This is a genomic window from Collimonas silvisoli (genome assembly GCF_018305005.1).
Classification (GTDB): Bacteria; Pseudomonadota; Gammaproteobacteria; order Burkholderiales; family Burkholderiaceae_D; genus Collimonas; species Collimonas silvisoli.
Window position 1 is genome coordinate 24,790 of record NZ_JAGQEG010000004.1, and the last position, 19,324, is coordinate 44,113.

17 protein-coding genes are annotated in these 19,324 nt (G+C 57.9%); 7 read left to right on the forward strand and 10 right to left on the reverse strand.

The window, feature by feature from the left end:
- Positions 1 to 76: 76 nt before the first annotated feature.
- From secD to queA, 4 genes are all read right to left on the reverse strand, one after another.
- Positions 77 to 1,942, reverse strand: coding sequence for a protein translocase subunit SecD (gene secD, locus KHU33_RS01590; protein ID WP_211460756.1), 1,866 nt, complete (start codon positions 1,940 to 1,942; stop codon positions 77 to 79).
- Between the two features lie 156 nt (positions 1,943 to 2,098).
- Positions 2,099 to 2,452, reverse strand: a complete 354-nt coding sequence (gene yajC / locus KHU33_RS01595; protein ID WP_211460757.1) for a preprotein translocase subunit YajC — start codon at positions 2,450 to 2,452, stop codon at positions 2,099 to 2,101.
- A 233-nt stretch (positions 2,453 to 2,685) separates the two neighbouring features.
- Positions 2,686 to 3,813 carry a tRNA guanosine(34) transglycosylase Tgt gene (gene tgt / locus KHU33_RS01600; RefSeq protein WP_211460758.1) on the reverse strand — a complete coding sequence of 376 codons (1,128 nt, stop codon included), beginning with the start codon at positions 3,811 to 3,813 and terminating at the stop codon, positions 2,686 to 2,688.
- Positions 3,814 to 3,841: 28 nt separating this feature from the next.
- The gene (gene queA / locus KHU33_RS01605) at positions 3,842 to 4,861 is read right to left on the reverse strand and encodes a tRNA preQ1(34) S-adenosylmethionine ribosyltransferase-isomerase QueA (RefSeq protein WP_211460759.1); all 1,020 of its coding nucleotides are present in this window, start codon (positions 4,859 to 4,861) and stop codon (positions 3,842 to 3,844) included.
- A 193-nt stretch (positions 4,862 to 5,054) separates the two neighbouring features.
- Between queA and recG the strand changes: the two genes are divergently transcribed.
- From recG to KHU33_RS01625, 4 genes are all read left to right on the forward strand, one after another.
- Positions 5,055 to 7,184 carry an ATP-dependent DNA helicase RecG gene (gene recG / locus KHU33_RS01610; RefSeq protein ID WP_211460760.1) on the forward strand — a complete coding sequence of 710 codons (2,130 nt, stop codon included), beginning with the start codon at positions 5,055 to 5,057 and terminating at the stop codon, positions 7,182 to 7,184.
- A 91-nt stretch (positions 7,185 to 7,275) separates the two neighbouring features.
- Positions 7,276 to 8,223: a LysR substrate-binding domain-containing protein gene (locus KHU33_RS01615; protein ID WP_211460761.1), complete on the forward strand. Its 948-nt coding sequence runs from the start codon at positions 7,276 to 7,278 to the stop codon at positions 8,221 to 8,223.
- A 131-nt stretch (positions 8,224 to 8,354) separates the two neighbouring features.
- Positions 8,355 to 9,209, forward strand: coding sequence for a 4-hydroxybenzoate octaprenyltransferase (gene ubiA / locus KHU33_RS01620; RefSeq protein ID WP_211460762.1), 855 nt, complete (start codon positions 8,355 to 8,357; stop codon positions 9,207 to 9,209).
- A 108-nt stretch (positions 9,210 to 9,317) separates the two neighbouring features.
- The gene (locus KHU33_RS01625; RefSeq protein ID WP_211460763.1) at positions 9,318 to 9,611 is read left to right on the forward strand and encodes a DUF883 family protein; all 294 of its coding nucleotides are present in this window, start codon (positions 9,318 to 9,320) and stop codon (positions 9,609 to 9,611) included.
- Positions 9,612 to 9,728: 117 nt separating this feature from the next.
- Here the strand turns inward: KHU33_RS01625 and proC are convergent, their stop codons facing one another.
- Together proC and KHU33_RS01635 are read right to left on the reverse strand one after the other, a co-directional pair.
- Entirely contained in the window at positions 9,729 to 10,508 is a 780-nt protein-coding gene (gene proC, locus KHU33_RS01630) for a pyrroline-5-carboxylate reductase (protein ID WP_329956008.1), read from the reverse strand.
- A complete protein-coding gene (locus KHU33_RS01635; RefSeq protein WP_211460765.1) occupies positions 10,468 to 11,217 on the reverse strand; it encodes a YggS family pyridoxal phosphate-dependent enzyme in 750 nt (249 codons plus the stop codon). The genes proC and KHU33_RS01635 overlap by 41 nt, the downstream gene beginning before the upstream one ends.
- A gap of 121 nt (positions 11,218 to 11,338) precedes the next feature.
- On the opposite strand from KHU33_RS01635, the gene KHU33_RS01640 reads away from it, so the two are divergent.
- From KHU33_RS01640 to KHU33_RS01650, 3 genes are read left to right on the forward strand one after another with little or no spacing between them, the layout of a single operon-like run.
- Positions 11,339 to 12,382 (forward strand): type IV pilus twitching motility protein PilT, encoded by a 1,044-nt coding sequence (locus KHU33_RS01640; protein WP_211460766.1) that lies wholly within the window; start codon positions 11,339 to 11,341, stop codon positions 12,380 to 12,382.
- 27 nt (positions 12,383 to 12,409) lie between these two features.
- Complete coding sequence (locus KHU33_RS01645; RefSeq protein ID WP_211460767.1) at positions 12,410 to 13,546, forward strand: PilT/PilU family type 4a pilus ATPase; 1,137 nt, start codon at positions 12,410 to 12,412, stop codon at positions 13,544 to 13,546.
- Positions 13,543 to 14,037 (forward strand): glutathione peroxidase, encoded by a 495-nt coding sequence (locus KHU33_RS01650; RefSeq protein WP_211460768.1) that lies wholly within the window; start codon positions 13,543 to 13,545, stop codon positions 14,035 to 14,037. The genes KHU33_RS01645 and KHU33_RS01650 overlap by 4 nt, the downstream gene beginning before the upstream one ends.
- A gap of 102 nt (positions 14,038 to 14,139) precedes the next feature.
- Here KHU33_RS01650 and KHU33_RS01655 read toward each other — a convergent pair whose 3' ends face one another.
- The 4 genes from KHU33_RS01655 to KHU33_RS01670 form a co-directional block, all read right to left on the reverse strand.
- Positions 14,140 to 14,853 (reverse strand): MIP/aquaporin family protein, encoded by a 714-nt coding sequence (locus KHU33_RS01655; protein WP_211460769.1) that lies wholly within the window; start codon positions 14,851 to 14,853, stop codon positions 14,140 to 14,142.
- A gap of 97 nt (positions 14,854 to 14,950) precedes the next feature.
- Positions 14,951 to 16,447, reverse strand: coding sequence for a glycerol kinase GlpK (glpK, locus tag KHU33_RS01660; protein WP_211460770.1), 1,497 nt, complete (start codon positions 16,445 to 16,447; stop codon positions 14,951 to 14,953).
- Between the two features lie 138 nt (positions 16,448 to 16,585).
- Positions 16,586 to 18,115, reverse strand: a complete 1,530-nt coding sequence (gene glpD, locus KHU33_RS01665) for a glycerol-3-phosphate dehydrogenase (RefSeq protein WP_329956009.1) — start codon at positions 18,113 to 18,115, stop codon at positions 16,586 to 16,588.
- Between the two features lie 404 nt (positions 18,116 to 18,519).
- Positions 18,520 to 19,317 carry a DeoR/GlpR family DNA-binding transcription regulator gene (locus KHU33_RS01670; protein ID WP_211460771.1) on the reverse strand — a complete coding sequence of 266 codons (798 nt, stop codon included), beginning with the start codon at positions 19,315 to 19,317 and terminating at the stop codon, positions 18,520 to 18,522.
- Positions 19,318 to 19,324: the final 7 nt, after the last annotated feature.

Consider the following 19,324-nt stretch of genomic DNA (forward strand, 5'->3'; position numbering starts at 1 on the left):
CGTACGCGGGAATCCATTTTATTCAGTAACGTGGATCCCCGCGTTCGCGAGGATGACGAAATTTTTTAGGTTCGACTCAAGCGTTCGGTTTCCAGATCTGGCCTATCGACAAGCTGGTCAGCTTCTTCTTGCGGCCGTACCAGAGATTGGCGAAACCACGCGAGACGAAGACCGCTGAGAAAATCGAGGTCAGGATGCCGAGGCAATGCACCACCGCAAAACCGCGAATCGCACCGGAACCGAAAATCAGCAATGCCAGGCCGGCGATCAGCGTCGTTACGTTGGAGTCGAGAATGGTGGCCCAGGCACGATCAAAGCCGATCGAAATCGCCGCTTGCGGCGAATTACCGTTACGCAGTTCTTCGCGAATACGTTCATTCACCAGCACGTTGGCGTCGATCGCAATCCCCAGGGTCAAGGCGATCGCAGCGATACCCGGCAAGGTCAGCGTCGCCTGCAGCGTCGACAGCACGGCGATCAGCAACAGCAGGTTGACCGACAGCGCCAGCACGCTGAAGAAGCCGAACAACATGTAGTAGATCACCATGAACACAGCAATCACGCCAAAGCCGTACATGGTGGAATCGAAACCCTTCTTGATATTTTCAGCACCCAATTGCGGGCCGATGGTGCGTTCCTCGATGATTTCCATCGGCGCCGCCAGCGAGCCGGCGCGCAGCAGCAGCGACAAATCGGCAGCGGCTTCCGGCGAACCCATGCCGGTGATCTGGAAGCGTGAGCCCAGTTCACTCTGGATGGTTGCCACCGTCAGGACTTCGCCCTTGCCTTTTTCGAACAGTACGATGGCCATCGCCTTGCCGACCTTGCCACGGGTAGCGTCGCGCATCTTGCGGCCGCCGTCGCCGTTGAGGTCGATACTCACCGCAGGTTGCTGGTTCTGGTCAAAGCTGACGGCAGCGTTGGAGATGTAATCGCCAGTCAGCACCGGCTCCTTGTACAACACCACCGGTGCGTTCTTGCCAACCTTGAACAGTTCGGATCCGAACGGTACCGCAGCGGTAGCTTCGGTGCCACGCGTCACCGACTCATCCACCATCCGCACTTCCAGCGTCGCGGTGCGGCCGATGATGTCCTTGGCGCGCGAGACGTCTTGCACGCCGGGCAGTTGCACCACGATGCGGTCAGCGCCTTGGCGCTGGATGATAGGTTCGGCCACGCCCAGCTCATTGACACGCTTCGACAAGGTGGTGATGTTTTGCGTGACGCCGTTATCGATGATCTGCTTCAAGGCCTCAGGTTTCAGCGATGCGGTCAGCGTCGGATCGCTGCCGGCGACGGCAGGCGCCACCTGGATCAGCATTTCCGACAATTGCGGCGCCAGCAGATCGCGCGCCTTGTTGAGCGTGTCCTGATCGCGGAAACTGATTTCGATGGCGTCGCCGTTGCGGTTGATGCCGCTGTAACGGACATCCTTGTCGCGCAAGGCGCTGCGGGCGCTGGCTTGCAAGCCTTGCAGGCGCTTAGCGACGACGGCCTTGGTGTCAACCTGCATCAGGAAATGCACGCCGCCGCGCAAATCGAGGCCCAGATACATGGGGAAGGCATGCAGCGCTTGCAACCAGTGCGGCGTGTTCGGCATCAGGTTGAAGGCGACGACATAGGTCGGATCGGTGGGATCGGTATTCAGATTCTGTTCCAGCAAGGCTTTGGCCTTGAACTGGGTGTCGGTATCGTGAAAACGTGCGCGTACGGTACCTTGCGCGCCGGCGTTTTCAAACGCCACGCCGTCCGCCAGCAAATTGCCTTGCTGCAGAACTTGCGAGACGCGGTCAGCCAGTGAGCTGTCGATCTTCAGCGTCGATTTGCCGCTGCTCACCTGTACCGCAGGCGATTCGCCGAAGAAGTTCGGTATGGTGTACACCACGCCAAACAGCAGCGCGATGACGATCAGAATATATTTCCAGAGAGGATAGCGATTCATAGTGATTCAGCGTTCTGTGCGAGTCTCATGGTCAGGTGAGTCTCTTGCTTGTTGAGGCCGCCCTTGCCGCATGGCGTTAGGGCTCTTTTCTGTACCGGATAAGTACAAGAGAGCATCCGCTCCGGATGCCCTCATTCCATCAAGCCAGGCGCGTTATTACTGTGCCGTCTTGATTGTGCCCTTTGGCAGCAAGGTGGTGACCGAACCCTTTTGCACCACAACTTCAGTACCGCTGGCGATTTCCAGGGTGACATAGCCGTCGGCGACTTTGGTGATCTTGCCCAGCATGCCGCCGGCGGTGACGACTTCGTCGCCCTTGGCGAGGGCTTCCATCATGGCTTTTTGCTCTTTCTGACGCTTCATTTGCGGACGGATCATCAGGAAATACAACACCACGAACATCAGGATGATCGGCAAGAAGCTGGTCAGGTTGCCGCTCAGGCCCAGTGGGCCGGTAGCAGCGGTAGCCGCAGGCGCAGCTTGCGCATATGCATTGGAAATAATGAACACGAGTTGCTCCAAGTAGTAGTTTGAAAATAGCCCAGCATTCTAGCATTGGGTAGCGGCATACAACCGCCTAGTATGTCGCCTGCTGCCATTATTGCCGGGATTTACAGGGATTTGCCGGGAAAATCAGCTCAGCCTGCCGCAGCGATGCGTGCTTTGGCAGTTGGCCCCGCTGTCATAGATTAATTTACTTAAAAATAGTTGCAAAAATACATTTTTTGCGCGACTGACAACTTCTACACGCCGCGTGCCCGATCTATATAAAACTGCTTCACGAATACGCTGAACTGCCCTACATCCAGCGCAGCCCTGATATTTTTCATCAAATCCAGGTAATAGTGCAAATTGTGTATCGTATTCAGCCGCGCGCCAAGGATTTCACCGGTGCGATGCAAATGATGCAAATAAGCGCGGGAGAAATTGCGGCAGGCGTAGCAGCCGCAGGTTTCGTCCAGCGGCTTTTCATCGTCCTTGTAACGCGCATTCTTGATCTTCAGATCGCCGAAACGGGTGAACAGCCAGCCGTTGCGCGCGTTGCGGGTCGGCATCACGCAGTCGAACATGTCGACCCCGTTCTCGACCCCCGCCACCAGATCCTCCGGGGTGCCGACCCCCATCAGATAGTGCGGCTTATCGGCCGGCAAACGCGGCCCGATGTGCTCCAGCACCCGCATCATTTCTTCTTTCGGCTCGCCCACCGACAGGCCGCCGATGGCGATGCCGTGGAAACCCACGTCCTGCAGGCCGGCCAATGATTCGTCACGCAAATGCTCGTACATGCCGCCCTGGACGATGCCAAACAGCGCATTCGGATTTTCCAGATGATCGAACTCATTCTTGGAGCGTTTGGCCCAGCGCAGCGACATCCGCATCGATTGCGCCGCCTCGTCGCTGGTCGCCGGCCGGCCGTCGATTTCGTACGGCGTGCATTCGTCGAACTGCATCACGATGTCGGAATTCAAGGCTTTCTGGATCTGCATCGACACTTCTGGCGAAAGGAACAATTTATCGCCGTTGATCGGCGAAGAAAACTTGACGCCCTCCTCGGTAATCTTGCGCATGGCTCCCAGCGAAAACACCTGGAAACCGCCTGAATCGGTCAGGATAGGCTTGTCCCAGCCCATGAACTTATGCAGGCCGCCGAATTTCTCGATGACGTCCATGCCCGGCCGCAGCCACAGATGGAAGGTATTGCCGAGGATGATCTGAGCCTCGATCTCCACCAGTTCCAGCGGCGACATCGCCTTCACCGATCCATAGGTGCCGACCGGCATGAAAATCGGTGTTTCAACCACGCCGTGGTTGAGTTTGAGACGGCCGCGGCGGGCCTTTCCTTCGGTTTTTAGCAGCGTGAATTCAAGCATGGAATGAGGTTTCAATAAATAATCAGAATCAAACGTTATAGGTAAGCAGCATCGCATCGCCGTAGCTGAAAAAGCGATAGCGCTGGGCAATGGCATGGGCGTAGGCGGCGCGGATGCAGTCGTAACCGGCAAAGGCCGACACCAGCATCAGCAAGGTCGATTTCGGCAAATGGAAATTGGTGATCAAACGATCCACGGTTTTGAAGCTGTAGCCGGGCGTGATGAATAAGGTTGTATCCGCGCTGCCGGCCTGTAAAACGCCGGTTTGCGAAGCCGATTCCAGCGCCCGCAAGCTAGTGGTGCCGACCGCGACCACTTTGCCGCCGCCAGCCTTGGTCGCGCGCACCGCCTCAACCGTGGCGTCGGCGATCGTATACCACTCGCTGTGCATCTTGTGCTCCGCCAGGTTCTCGCTGCGTACCGGCTGAAAAGTGCCGGCGCCTACATGCAGCGTGACATAGGCAAAACCAATACCCTTTTGCTGCAGGCGTTCCAGCAAAGCCTGGTCGAAATGCAAACCCGCAGTAGGCGCCGCCACCGCGCCAGCATGCTTGGCATAGACGGTTTGATAACGGGTTTCATCGAAGGCGTCGGCGTCGTGCTCGATATAGGGCGGCAAGGGCAGGCGGCCGTGGGCGTCGATCAGTTCGAACACGTCGGCCGGGAATTGCAGTGTGTAAAACTCGCCGACGCGCTCGCCGACCACGACATCAAACGCCTCTGCCAGACGGATCCTGGCGCCGGCCGGCGGCGATTTCGAAGCGCGCACCTGAGCGTGCACGGTACGGTTGTCGACCACCCGCTCGACCAGCACCTCGACCTTGCCGCCGGTTTCCTTGATGCCGAAAAAGCGCGCCTTGAGTACCCGGGTATCGTTAAACACCAGCAAATCTCCCGGGTTCAGGAGATCGACAATGTCGGCGAATTGGCGGTCGATGAATTGTTCGCCGTCTATATGCAGCAGGCGCGAGGCGCTACGCTGCGGCAAGGGAGTTTGCGCGATCAGCTCAGGCGGCAGCTCGAAATCGTAATCGGAAAGAGAATGCATGCTCGAATAAATAATGAAATTAGGCTCAACTTGCCAATGCAGCTATAGGCTTTACAATGGCAAACGCTGAAATCCATGCAAAACAGGGATGCAGCAACGGGATGCTTTTTTATGAGCAAACCTGCTATTTTACGCCCTGCCGCCCGCAGCCACTGGTTAACCATCTAATTAACTGCCTGATTAACTGTCTGATATGCCTGCTCCGAAGCGAAAACCTGCCGCTACCGTCCCTTCCGCTCCGGCCGCCAACACCCGCGCCAGCAAGCTGGAAAAGCTGGGGCTGCGCTCGGACATGGACCTGGTTTTGCATCTGCCGCTGCGCTATGAGGATGAAACCGAGATCGTCACCATCCAGCAAGCTGGCATGATGGGTACTAGCGTAGCGCAAGTCGAGGGTGTCGTCACAGCTTGCGATATCCAGTACCGGCCGCGGCGGCAATTGATTGTGACCATTGCCGACGACAGCGGCCAGCTGGTGATGCGCTTCCTGAATTTCTACGGCAGCCAGACCAAGCAGCTGGCGGTCGGCACGCGAGTGCGCGCACGCGGTGAAATCCGTCACGGTTTTTTCGGCGCCGAGGTGGTCCATCCCAATTACAAAGTAGTGCTGGAGGGCGCACCGCTGCCGGATGTCCTGACCCCGGTCTACCCCGCCGGCGAAGGCCTGTCGCAGGCTTTCCTGCGCAAAGCGATTGCCGACGCCATGCAACACATCGAATGGCGCGATACCTTGTCGCCGGCGCAACTGGCAGCCCAGCAACTGACGCCATTCGAAAGCGCGGTGCGCCTGCTGCACAACCCGCCGCCGGACGTCGATGAACATGCCTTGGAGGATCGCTCCCATCCGGCCTGGGTGCGCATGAAATTCGACGAATTGCTGGCCCAGCAGCTGTCATTGAAACGCGCCCAGGTCGCACGCCGCGCCAAGAATGCCCGGGCGCTGCCGGTGGCGGGACAATTGTCGGCCGCCTTCCTGAACACGCTGCCATTCACCTTGACCAAGGCGCAGCAACGGGTGGTGGCCGAAATCAGCACTGACCTGCGCGCCTCCTTCCCCATGCAGCGCTTGCTGCAAGGCGATGTCGGCAGCGGTAAAACCGTGGTAGCCGCCTTGGCCGCGGCGCAAGCCATCGACAGCGGCTATCAGGCGGTGCTGATGGCGCCTACCGAAATCCTGGCGGATCAGCATTTCCGCAAGATTGCGGCCTGGATGGAGCCGCTCGGCGTGCGTGTCGCCTGGCTCACCGGCAGTCTGAAAAAGAAAGAGAAACTGGCGGCCCAGGCCATGATCGAATCGGGCGAAGCACAACTAGTCATTGGCACCCACGCCTTGATCCAGGACAGCGTGCAATTTGCCAAGCTGGGGCTGGTGATCGTCGACGAACAGCATCGCTTCGGCGTCGGCCAGCGGCTGGCGCTGCGCAATAAAACCACTTCCGAAAACGGCGGCAATGAGACCGTGCAGGATATCAAAAGCACGGCAGCGGTGGTGCCGCATCAGTTGATGATGAGCGCCACCCCCATCCCGCGCACTTTGGCGATGACCTATTACGCCGACCTGGAAATCTCGGTCATCGATGAATTGCCGCCCGGCCGCACGCCGATCGTCACCCGCGCGGTCGACCAGATGCGGCGCGATGAAGTAATCGCCCGGGTCCATGCGGCGGTGCAGGACGGCCGCCAGGCCTACTGGGTCTGCCCGCTGATCGAAGAATCGGAAGCCTTGCAATTGCAAACCGCGACCGAAACCTACGCCATGCTGGTCGAGGCCCTGCCCGATCTGCGCGTGGGCCTGGTCCATGGCCGCCTCAAGCAAGCCGAGAAACAGGAAGTGATGGATGCCTTCAGCGCCGGCGCCTGCCATGTGCTGGTCGCCACAACCGTGATTGAAGTCGGGGTCGACGTTCCTAACGCTTCGCTGATGGTGATCGAACATGCGGAACGCTTCGGACTGTCGCAGCTGCACCAGTTGCGCGGACGGGTTGGACGCGGTTCTGCGGCCAGCGTATGCTTGTTGTTATACCAAAGCCCGCTCGGCTATATCGCCAAGCAGCGCCTGATGACCATGCGCGAAACCACGGACGGCTTTGAAATTGCCCGGCGCGACCTGGAAATCCGCGGCCCCGGCGAATTTCTGGGAGCGCGCCAGTCCGGCCAGGCCATGTTGCGCTTTGCCGATCTGACTACCGACCAGTGGCTGGTGGACCGCGCCCGCGATCTGGCGCAGACGCTGCTGCAAGATCCGACGCCGGCCAACCAGGCCGCCGTCAGCGCCCATCTGGCGCGCTGGCTGGGCGGACGGGAAGATTTTCTGAAGGTTTGACCGGCAGTGGCAGAGAGTGACGCCTGGCACGCAAAAAAGCGTAGAAACACCGAAATACAATCTCCATCGAAAAATATGCGAAGATAACAACATGACTCTGACCGAACTCAAATACATCGTTGCGGTAGCCCGCGTCAAGCATTTTGGCCATGCTGCCGAAGCCTGCTTCGTGGCGCAGCCGACTCTCTCTGTGGCGATCAAGAAGCTGGAAGACGAGCTGGGCGTGGTGATCTTCGAACGGGGCGGCACCGAAATTTCAGTCACGCCGCTGGGTTCGCAGATTGTGGCCCAGGCCGAACGGGTGCTGGAGCAAACCGCCACCATCCGCGAAATCGCCAACCAGAACAAAGACCCGCTGGCCGGCCCGTTGCGGCTCGGCATCATCTATACGGTCGGCCCTTACCTCTTGCCGCCGCTGGTGAAAACCATGATCGAGCAAGTGCCGCAGATGCCGCTGGTACTTCAGGAAAATTTTACCGTGCGCCTGCTGGAACTGCTGCGCCAAGGCGAACTGGACGCTGCCATCATCGCCCTGCCGTTCCCCGAGCATGGGCTGATGGTGCAACCGCTGTACGACGAACCGTTCGTGGTGGCGCTGCCCAAGCACCATCCCTGGGCCGAGCGTGCCAGCATCAGCGCCCAGGATCTCAAATCGGAAACCATGCTGTTGCTCGGCAACGGCCATTGCTTCCGCGACCAGGTGCTGGAAGTGTGTCCGGAAATGTCGCGCTTCTCGACTGCCGGCGACGGCATTGCCCGCACCTTTGAAGGCTCGTCGCTGGAAACCATACGCCACATGGTGGCTTCCGGCATCGGCATCACGGTGCTGCCGCTGGCCTCGGTGCCGGATATCGACGCCAAGGACGGCATGTTGCGGTATGTGCCGTTTACCGCGCCGGAGCCGTCGCGCCGAGTGGTGATTGTCTGGCGTAAAAGTTTCACCCGCCATGCCGCCATCGATGCGGTGCAAAAAGCCGTGCTGGATTGCGGCTTGAAAGGCGTGACCTTGTTGCATGACGCGATCGCTGTCGAAGGCTGATTCATTGACTCAACGACTAAATGCCCCGGGCGGAACAGCGCTTCCGCCTGGCGCCATTCCTCAACACCTGTTTTTCCCGCTCACATCTTTTCCGTTGCCAGCTGACGGCAATGCTAATCACACATACTGCAATGAATCGTCTCAAACTCTACTTCCAGCTGATCCGGATGGACAAACCCATCGGCATCCTGCTGCTGCTCTGGCCGACTCTGGCCGCCTTGTGGCTGGCTGCCGCTGGCAAACCGGACTGGACCCTGGTGGCGATTTTCAGCATCGGCACCGCCCTGATGCGCTCAGCCGGCTGCGCGATCAACGATTTCGCCGACAGGGATTTCGACAAGCACGTCAAACGCACCGCCGAGCGGCCGCTGACCAGCGGTAAAATCGCCGCCTGGGAAGCGGTGATGGTTGCGCTGGCGCTGACACTGCTGTCCTTGCTGTTGATCCTGCCGCTGAACACGCTGACCAAGGAATTGTCCGTAATCGCGGTAATCGTCGCTGCCAGCTATCCCTACTTCAAGCGTTTCTTCGCGATTCCGCAAGCTTATCTTGGCATCGCCTTCGGCTTCGGCATTCCCATGGGTTTCGCCGCCGTGCAGGGAACGGTGCCGGCGGCCGCCTGGCTGCTATTGCTGGCCAATGTGTTCTGGGCCGTCGCCTACGACACCGAATACGCCATGGTCGACCGTGACGACGACCTCAAGATCGGCATCCGGACTTCGGCGATTACCTTCGGCCGCTACGATGTGCTGGCAATCATGGTTTGTTACGCGCTCAGTTTGGGACTAATATTTACTGTAGGCTGGCAATTCGGCTTACGTGGCTGGTTTAGCGCCGGCATGCTGCTGGCGGTCGTCTGCGCCGCGTATCACTACCGTTTGATCCGCACGCGCGAACGGACCGGCTGCTTTACCGCTTTTCGCCACAATAACTGGCTAGGGGCGGCGGTATTTGGCGGAATCGCCCTGGACTACGCGCTCAGGTGACAACGCCGCAACGGTATTGCACGTTTTATCGTGATATATTAGGCAACATCTTTCCCCGCAATCCACATTGAAGAGGCAAATATGGCTACTACCGACAACGTAAAAGAGATGCGCGACAATCTGGCTGGCGAACTTAAATCTGTAATCAAGGAAGCAGAAACCCTGCTCGACGATACGAATGATCATGCTGAAAAAAGATACAACTCGGCGCGTGAAAAATTAAAAACGGCTTTGGATACGGCTAAGACAGAGCTGCCGAAAGTCACCAAGAAAGCAGTCGAAAAAACCAAGTACGCTGCCCATGTGACTGATGAATATGTCGGCGGCAATCCGTGGAAGGCAGTCAGCGTGGCCGCCGCCATCGGTTTGCTGGCGGGCGTGGTGATTGGTCGCAGCAAATAAAATCTGAGACGAGCTGTTGACACAAGCTGAAACACGGCTTGTCGGCAGCAACAAAAAACAGCGGCGGTCGCGATGCGATTGCCGCTGTTTTTTTTGCTGTTGCGCTCCTGACTGCAGCTAATCGCGCCCGAACTCGTCGCCCAATTCCTGTCCGCGAGTTGCGGCGGCCTTGATCGCAGTGATGATCGCCCCCTTTACGTCTGCCGTTTCCATGCTGCTCAACGCAGCATAAGTGGTGCCGCCCTTGGAAGTGACGCGCTCGCGCAACAAGGACACCGGCTCCGACGATTGCGCCGCAAGCTGCGCTGCGCCGACGAAGGTTGCCTTGGCCAGTTCGATCCCCTGTTGCGCAGTCAGGCCCAGTTCCTGTGCCGCCTGCTGCATCGCTTCGATAAAATAAAATACATACGCCGGGCCGCTGCCGGAAACCGCCGTCACCGCATCGATCTTTGCTTCATCATCCAGCCATACCGTGCTGCCCACCGCACGCAAGATCACGTCGGCGGTCTCGCGTTGCGACGCCGACACTCCCGCCGTGGCGACCATTCCGGTAATCCCCTGGCCGATCAGCGCCGGCGTATTCGGCATGCAGCGCACGATGGCGTCGTGGCCATCCAGCCAGCGCGCCAGATCGACGGCGCGAATCCCGGCGGCGATCGACAACACCAATTGGTTTGTCACATACGGCCGCAATTTGGCAACCACCTCTTTCATTTGCTGGGGTTTGACCGCCAGCACGATCACTTCGCTGGCGCTGATCGCAGCGTCGATTTCGGTTGCCGTGCTGACGCCAAAGCGTTGCGCCAGATTCTGCAAGGTCGCAGGATTCAGATCGACCACATGGATGTTGGCGCCCTCAGTGACCTTGCCGGCCAAACCGCCGATCAAAAATTGCACTGCCCACGCGCACGATGGTAGCGCCTTCTTCAATCGCCGCCACCATGTCTGCCGACATTCCCATCGATAAAGTGTCCAGTTGCAGCCCCGGCCGCTGTTTCGTCAATTCCGATTGCAGCTGCGTCAGCAATTCCCTGGTCTGGCGGAATGCCGCGTGTTGTTTCTGTTGATCTTCGGTTGGCTCCGGTATCGCCATCAAGCCGCGTAATTTCAACCCAGGCAACTCTGCAATCGCGCGCGCCACATCCAGCACCTCCGGCGGCGCCAAACCGCTCTTGCTCGCCTCGCCGCTGATATTCACCTGCAGGCAGATATTCAGCGGCGCCAGCTGCGGCGGACGTTGTTGCGACAGGCGCTGGGCGATTTTTTCACGGTCGACCGTATGCACCCAGTCAAAATGCTCGGCGATCGCACGCGTCTTGTTGCTTTGAATCGGACCGATAAAATGCCATTCGAGCAAGACGCCCGCTCCAGCGCCCGGTCCGGATTGCAACGCCAGCTCGACTGCGGCCATTTTTGCCAGCGCTTCCTGCAGATAATTTTCACCGAAAGCACGCTGGCCGGCAGCGATCGCCTCCAGCACCATTTCAGGGCCAAAGGTTTTGGACACCGCCAGCAATGCGACACTGTCAGGCCGGCGCGACACCGCAGCTGCCGCGGCCTGAATACTGGCATGGACGGCTTGCAACTTGTGAGACATTAAGGACATAATCGGAGACTTAGGAAATTGCCGCAAGGAACTACAAAATTCAGCTGCCGAAATCGTTTCGGCAGGCAATGCTCGGGCAAAGATGCCTTTCAACAAACAAATTACAGCACAAGGATTATAAATGGACATTTCCGAACTTCTGGCTTTTTCGGTGAAGAATAAGGCATCCGATTTGCATTTATCCGCAGGCTTGCCGCCGATGATCCGGGTTCATGGCGATGTGCGCCGCATCAACCTGCCGCCGCTGGAGCACAAGGATGTGCATTCGATGATCTATGACATCATGAATGACGGTCAGCGCAAGGCATACGAAGAACATCTGGAATGCGACTTTTCATTTGAAATCCCCGGCCTGGCGCGATTCCGGGTCAACGCCTTCAACCAGGACCGCGGCGCCGCTGCGGTGTTGCGCACCATTCCCTCCACAGTCCTGACGCTGGAACAGCTCAACGCGCCACGTATTTTTGCCGATTTGTCACTCAAGCCGCGCGGCCTGGTGCTGGTCACCGGCCCCACCGGCTCCGGCAAATCGACCACGCTGGCGGCCATGGTCAATCACGTCAATGAAAATGAATACGCGCACATCCTGACGATCGAAGATCCTATCGAGTTTGTCCACCAATCGAACAAGTGCCTGATCAACCAGCGTGAAGTCGGCCCCCACACACATTCATTCAGCAATGCGCTGCGCTCGGCATTGCGGGAAGATCCTGACGTCATCCTGGTCGGCGAATTGCGCGACCTCGAAACTATCCGGCTGGCGTTGACCGCCGCCGAAACCGGCCATCTGGTATTCGGTACGCTGCACACCTCCTCCGCCGCCAAAACCATAGACCGTATCGTCGATGTATTCCCGGCCGAAGAAAAGGAAATGGTGCGCGCCATGTTGTCGGAATCGCTGCAAGCGGTGATTTCCCAGACCCTGCTCAAGACCAAGGACGGCTCCGGCCGCGTGGCCGCCCACGAAATCATGCTGGGCACGCCGGCGATCCGTAACCTGATCCGTGAGAGCAAGATTGCACAGATGTATTCGGCGATCCAGACCGGCAGTAATATGGGCATGCAAACCCTCGACAGCAACCTGACCGAACTGGTCAAGCGCAATGTGATCTCACTGGCTAGCGCGCGCGCAGCGGCCAAAACGCCGGACAATTTCCCGGGCTAAGCCACAAGTAAATTAGGATAAGAAGATATGGAAAGAGATCAAGCCACCAAATTCATGCACGACTTGCTGCGCCTGATGGTCAGCAAACGTGGCTCCGATTTGTTCATCACCGCAGACTTTCCGCCCGCGTTCAAGATCGACGGCAAGATCACGCCGGTGTCGAACCAGGCGCTGACGTCAGTCCATACGCTGGAACTGGCGCGCGCCATCATGAGCGACAAGCAGGCTGCCGATTTCGAAGAAACCAAGGAATGCAATTTCGCCATCAGTCCGGCCGGACTGGGACGGTTCCGGGCTTCAGCGTTTATCCAACAGGGCCGGGTCGGCATGGTATTGCGCACGATTACCACCGATATTCCGAAATTCGAGGATCTGGGCCTGCCGCCTACGCTCAAAGATGTCGTCATGACCAAGCGCGGGCTGGTGATCATGGTCGGCGCTACCGGTTCCGGCAAATCGACCACGCTGGCGGCGATGGTCGGCTATCGCAATGAGAACAGCTACGGCCACATCATTACCATCGAAGATCCGGTCGAATACATTCACCCGCACAAGAATTGCATCGTGACCCAGCGCGAAGTCGGAGTCGATACCGATAGCTGGGGCGTGGCGCTGAAAAACACCTTGCGCCAGGCGCCGGACGTGATCCTGATCGGCGAAATCCGCGATCGCGAAACCATGGATTACGCCATCGCCTTTGCCGAAACCGGCCACCTGTGCCTGGCTACCTTGCACGCCAACAGCGCCAACCAGGCGCTGGACCGGATCATCAACTTTTTCCCGGAAGAACGCAGACCGCAATTGCTGATGGATCTGTCGCTGAATCTGAAGGGTATTGTCTCGCAGCGCCTGATCCCGTTGAAAACCGTCAAGGGACGCTGCGTAGCGGTGGAAATACTATTGAATTCGCCTCTGATTTCCGACTTGATTTTCAAGGGCGATGTACATGAAATCAAGGAAATCATGAAAAAGTCGCGCGAGCTCGGCATGCAGACTTTTGACCAGGCCCTGTTCGATTTGTACGAAGAGGATAAAATCAGTTACGAAGACGCGTTGCGCAACGCCGATTCGGTCAACGATTTACGCCTTTCCATCAAGCTGCGCAGCAAGGATGCAAAAGACCGCGACCTGGCAGCTGGCACTGAACATCTGGGGATCGTATGAGTAACGACACTAGCATCTATGATTTCACCGTCAATCAACTGGACGGCACACCTGACTCGCTGGCTTCGTTTCGCGGCAAGGTGCTGCTGATCGTGAATACCGCCAGCGAGTGCGGTTTTACGCCGCAGTACAAGGGGCTGGAAGAGATTTATCAGAAATACCGCGCACAAGGCTTGGAAGTGCTGGGCTTTCCGTGCAATCAGTTCGGCGCCCAGGAACCGGGAACGGCCGCGGAAATCGGCGCTTTCTGCGAGAAGAACTACGGCGTCACCTTTCCCATGTTCGAGAAAATCGACGTCAACGGCGATCATGCAGCACCGCTTTACCAGTATCTGAAAAGCGCAGCGCCGGGTTTGCTTGGCAGCGAGAGGATCAAATGGAATTTCACCAAGTTCCTGGTGAATAAAGACGGCGCCGTGGTTGACCGTTTTGCGCCGCAGACCAAGCCGGAAGCCCTAGTGGCGGATATTGAGAAATTGTTGGTGAAATAAAGCAGGGAAAAGCAGGAAGATTCCGGATCGACCGCGGCTTTTCCAGCGGGCCGATCTTGATACAACAATCGATGCCGCCGGCAGGCGGCATCGAACACCTGTTCAATGCGCCATTTGCAGGCCATACACCAGCGCCGCCAGCACGCCGCCGCAGATCGAACCCACCACTGGCACCAAGGCATAACCCCAATCGCTATTGCGCTTGCCAGGGATAGGCAACAAGGCGTGCATCAAGCGCGGCCCCAGATCGCGCGCCGGGTTGATGGCGTAACCGGTGGTGCCGCCCAGGGAGACGCCGATGCTCATCACCAGCAAGGCCACCGGCAAGGCATCCAGCGCGCCCAATCCCATCTTCGGCGAAGCGATATTCAATACGCAATAAACCAGCACGAAAGTACCCACCACTTCGGAAACCAGATTGCCGAAGGTGTTGCGAATCGCAGGTGCGGTGCAAAACGCCGCCAGCTTGAGATTGCCGTCCGCAGTCTCGGCAAAGTGATTACGGTAAACCAGCCACACCAGGAAAGCGCCCATCATCCCGCCCAGCATCTGCGACAGGATGTAGCCGGGCACCGTGCCCCAGGCAAACTTGCCTGCCACCGCCAGCGCCAAGGTCACAGCCGGATTCAGATGCGCGCCGCTGGACGAGGCTGCAACAAAAACGCCGACAAACACCGCCATCGCCCAGCCTACGGTAATCACGATCAGGCCGCTGCCGTTGCCGTGGGTTTTACTCAAAAGAACGTTGGCGACCACACCGTTGCCAAGCAAGACAATCAGGGCAGTGCCCACGAATTCAGCTAAAAAGGGAGTCATGATGAACTCTTTCGGAAATAGGAAGTGAGAGGAACACAGATTCTGATCTGCGTTCCGTTCTGTTTTTCATCTAACAGTGTGTGCTACCGACTTGTGCTCAGGAATCTGCCCAAACCACCGCCGCTGCAATCGCCCGCTGCCAGCCTTTGATGCTGGCCTGCACTTCGTCTGCCGGCAGCGCCGGTTTGAAGCGCTGGTCGAGCTGCCATTGTCCTTGGACGTCGTCGGTGCTGCTCCAGTAGCCGACCGCCAGGCCGGCCAGGTAGGCCGCGCCTAGTGCAGTGGTTTCCGTTACTTTCGGCCGCACCACATCCACTCCCAGAATGTCGGACTGGAATTGCATCAGCAGATTATTGGCAGTGGCGCCGCCGTCGACCCGCAGTTCCGGAATCACGATCCCGGCGTCCGCCTCCATGGCCTTCAAGACATCCATGGTTTGATAAGCGATGCTGTCCAAGGCAGCACGCGCATAGTGGGCGGAGGTAGTGCCGCGGGTAATGCCGAAGATCGTGCCGCGTGCATGCGGATTCCAATGCGGCGCACCGAGGCCGGCAAACGCCGGCACCAGATACACGCCGTCGCTGCTCTTGACGCTGCGCGCCAGGACTTCGATTTCCGTGGAAGTCTTGATGATGCCGAGGCCGTCGCGCAACCACTGCACCACGGCGCCGCCGATAAAGATGCTGCCTTCCAGTGCGTAGCTAACCTGACCGCCGATTTTCCAGGCGACCGTGGTCAGCAAATTGTTTTTCGAAATGATCGGCTTGGCGCCGGTGTTCATCATCATGAAGCAACCGGTGCCGTAGGTATTCTTGACCATGCCGGGTTGCGTGCACATCTGGCCGAACAAGGCGGCCTGCTGGTCGCCGGCAATCCCGGCCAATGGAATTTCGGAACCGAAGCCGGAAATCTCGGTGTGACCGTAGACTTCGCTGGAGGAACGTACTTCCGGCAGCATGCTGCGCGGCACGCCCATGATCTTGAGCAGTTCGTCGTCCCATTGCATGGTGTGGATATTGAACAGCATGGTGCGCGAGGCATTCGACACATCGGTCAGATGCAGCTTGCCGCGTGTCATGTTCCACACCAGCCAGGTATCGACGGTGCCGAACGCCAGGCGCCCTTGATCGGCCAGTTGCTGTGCGCCTTCGACGTTGTTCAGTATCCAGCGGATTTTAGTGGCTGAGAAATAAGAGTCGACCAGCAAGCCAGTCTTTTCACGGATGGTTTCCCCCAGGCCGTCAGCCTTCAGCTGATCGCAAAATGCCGCCGTGCGGCGATCTTGCCAGACGATCGCGTTGTACACCGGCTTGCCGGTTTCGCGATCCCAGACCACGGTGGTTTCACGCTGGTTGGTAATGCCGATGGCGGCGATCGAAGTGCCGTCCAAACCGATGTTGGTCGAAGCCTCGGCGGCAACTCCAACCTGGGTCGACCAGATTTCCTGCGGATCATGTTCGACCCAGCCCGGCTGCGGATAGATCTGGCGGAATTCTTTCTGCGCTGAAGAAACGATATTGCCTTGACGATCGAACAGAATCGCACGCGAGCTGGTAGTCCCTTGATCCAGGGCTAAAATGTATTTATCTTTCAACTTGTCTACTCCAAGGTTGGTGAATCCGCTTGCGCGGACCGGGGTGACTTTGATCCGGGATGAATCCCGGATCCGTCTTTTTTATCTTCCGATGTAATACGGCGAAGCACTACGCTAGCTACCTCGCCTGGCAAAACTTCAAGCGAACATGGCTGCCGGCGGCTGTACCTGCTGCGCATCCAGCCAGGCCCGCAAACGACCAACGGCAGCGGCGTCAAGACGCAAGCCCAGCTTGGAACGACGCCACAGAATGTCGTCCGCAGTCAGCGCCCATTCGTTGCGCATCAGGTAGCGTACTTCGGCTTCATATAAATCTGCGCCGAACAATTCTCCCAGCCCGGCGATTTCGTGAATGCCGTCCAGCAGGCGTGCAGTGCGCGTGCCATAGGCGTGTGCGTAACGCGTCGCCAGGGTGGCAGGCAGCCAGGCGTGACGTTGCTGGAAAATACGCAGGAATTCCGCGAAATCGGCGTTGGGGATATCGCCGCCCGGCAGCGCTTCATGCGCCGTCCAATGCGTTTTCATGTAACCGAACAGCGGTTGCAAATGCTCCATTGCTTCTTCCGCCAGACGCCGGTAAGTCGTAATTTTTCCGCCGAACACCGACAGCACCGGAGCCAGTCCTTGCTCGGCCCGCAGTTCCAGACGGTAGTCGCGGGTCACCGCGGATGGATTGGCGATCTCTTCTTCCAGCAGCGGCCGCACGCCGGCGTATGACCAGACCACCTGCTGCGGCGTCACGGCGGCCTCGAAATAGCGGCTCACCGATTCGCACAGATACGCGGTTTCCTCGTCGGAAATCTCGACGTTGCTCGGGTTGCCGTTGTATTCAACGTCGGTCGTGCCGATCAGCGTGAAATCGGTTTCATACGGAATCGCAAATACGATGCGCTTGTCGGGATTCTGGAAGATATACGCGTGATCGTGATCGAACAAGCGCTTGGTGACGATATGACTGCCTTTGACCAGGCGGATCTGATGCTGCGCCGGCGTATTCAAGGCGCTATTCAACAGGCTGGCGACCCACGGTCCGGCGGCGTTGACGATACAACGCGCCTTGACCTTGCTGACTCCTCCGCTCAAGGTCGACAGCAAGGTGGCGTCCCAGTATTGCGCGCCTTGCCTGGCTTCGATCAAACGGGTTTTGGTGAGGATGGTGGCGCCGCGCTCCTTGGCGTCCATCGCGTTAAGCACCACCAGACGCGCGTCTTGCACCGAGGCGTCGGAATAAACAAAGCCTTTGCTCAAGTTTTTTTTCAGCGGCGCGCCGGCCGGATGCTTGCGGAAATCGACAGATCGCGAACCTGGCAGCAGTTCGCGCTTGCTCAGGTGGTCGTATAAAAACAAGCCGGCGCGTATCATCCAGGCCGGCCGCAAGCTCGATACATGCGGCATCACGAAGCGCAACGGCGCAATGATATGCGGCGCCAGGCGCAGCAGCAATTCACGCTCTTGCAAGGCCTTACGGACCAGGCCGAATTCGTAATGCTCCAGGTAGCGCAAGCCGCCGTGTATCAATTTGGTGCTGGCCGAAGAAGTGTGCGAAGCCAAGTCGTCCTGTTCGCAAAGCAACACGCTCAATCCGCGCCCGGCGGCGTCGCGCGCTATTCCGGCGCCGTTAACGCCGCCGCCCACCACCAACAAATCAACAATTTCACCTGATGCCACAGCTATCTCCTTGTGTCGGTAACTCGCTCATCGGACAACTCCACTGTTATTGAATAGCAACACGTTTGTCTGCAATGTCACCGCACATCATAAAATATTTATATTCGAAAGTATATTGTTCGAATTCGAACATAGATAATCATTTATATTTATTAAAAGCAATTACTTAATAGGAATAAACTTAATTACCTATAGATAAGCACTATGTCCGCACCTCGATCGGGCGAGCTGAAAATGGCGATCGAGGGCAGAGGCGGCACAAGCCGCTGCGTTGACGAAGGGGGAGTGATGAGAAGCGCCCTGCGGCGCACGAATGGCGCACAAGTGGGTAAATACGCCGGCAGACCTCAAGCAGGCGTATTTTTATTTTTTTTTGACGGAATTGCAGCCGGAATAAATGCTAACTAGCTTGTTGATTCGCCGCTATCGGTTACAAACACATCGATTTTCGCTTCTTCGAAAATGCTGGTCATCGCTGCCGGCACCGGCCGGTCGGTAAACAGCGCATTGATTTTCGAAATATCGCCAAGCCGTACCAGCGCAGGCCGCCAGAATTTCGAGTGATCGGCGACCAGGAACACGGTACGCGAATGCTCGATGATGGCTTCTGAAACCCGCACCTCGCGATAATCGAAATCGCGCAAAGTGCCGTCGGCTTCAATGCTGGAGATGCCGATGATGCCGAAATCGACTTTGAAACGGCGGATGAAATCGATGGTTTCTTCGCCGGTAATGCCCAGGTCGCGGGCGCGTACCACGCCGCCGGTGATGATCACCTCGCAGCCCGGATAGCCGCTCATGATGGCGGCCACGTTCAGATTATTGGTAATGACACGCAAATTGCGGCGCCGGCTCAGCGCCTTCGCGACTTCCTCATTGGTGGTGCCGAGATTGATGAAGAGCGTTGCCTGGTCAGGGATATGTTCAACCACCAAGGCAGCGATGCGGCGCTTCTCCTCCGAATACAAACCCTGCCTTGCGCCATACGCGATATTCTCGGCGCTGGACGGCAAGCCGACGCCGCCGTGATAGCGCTGCAACAGGTTCATTTCCGCCAACAAATTGATGTCGCGCCGGATGGTCTGCGGGGTGATCTGGAAACGCGTGGCCAGATGCTCTACCGTGACAAAACCGTCGCGTTGCACATAACTCAACAACTCTTGCTGCCGCGTATTTAGCTTTAGCGTTGATATCTCTGGCATGAACCCT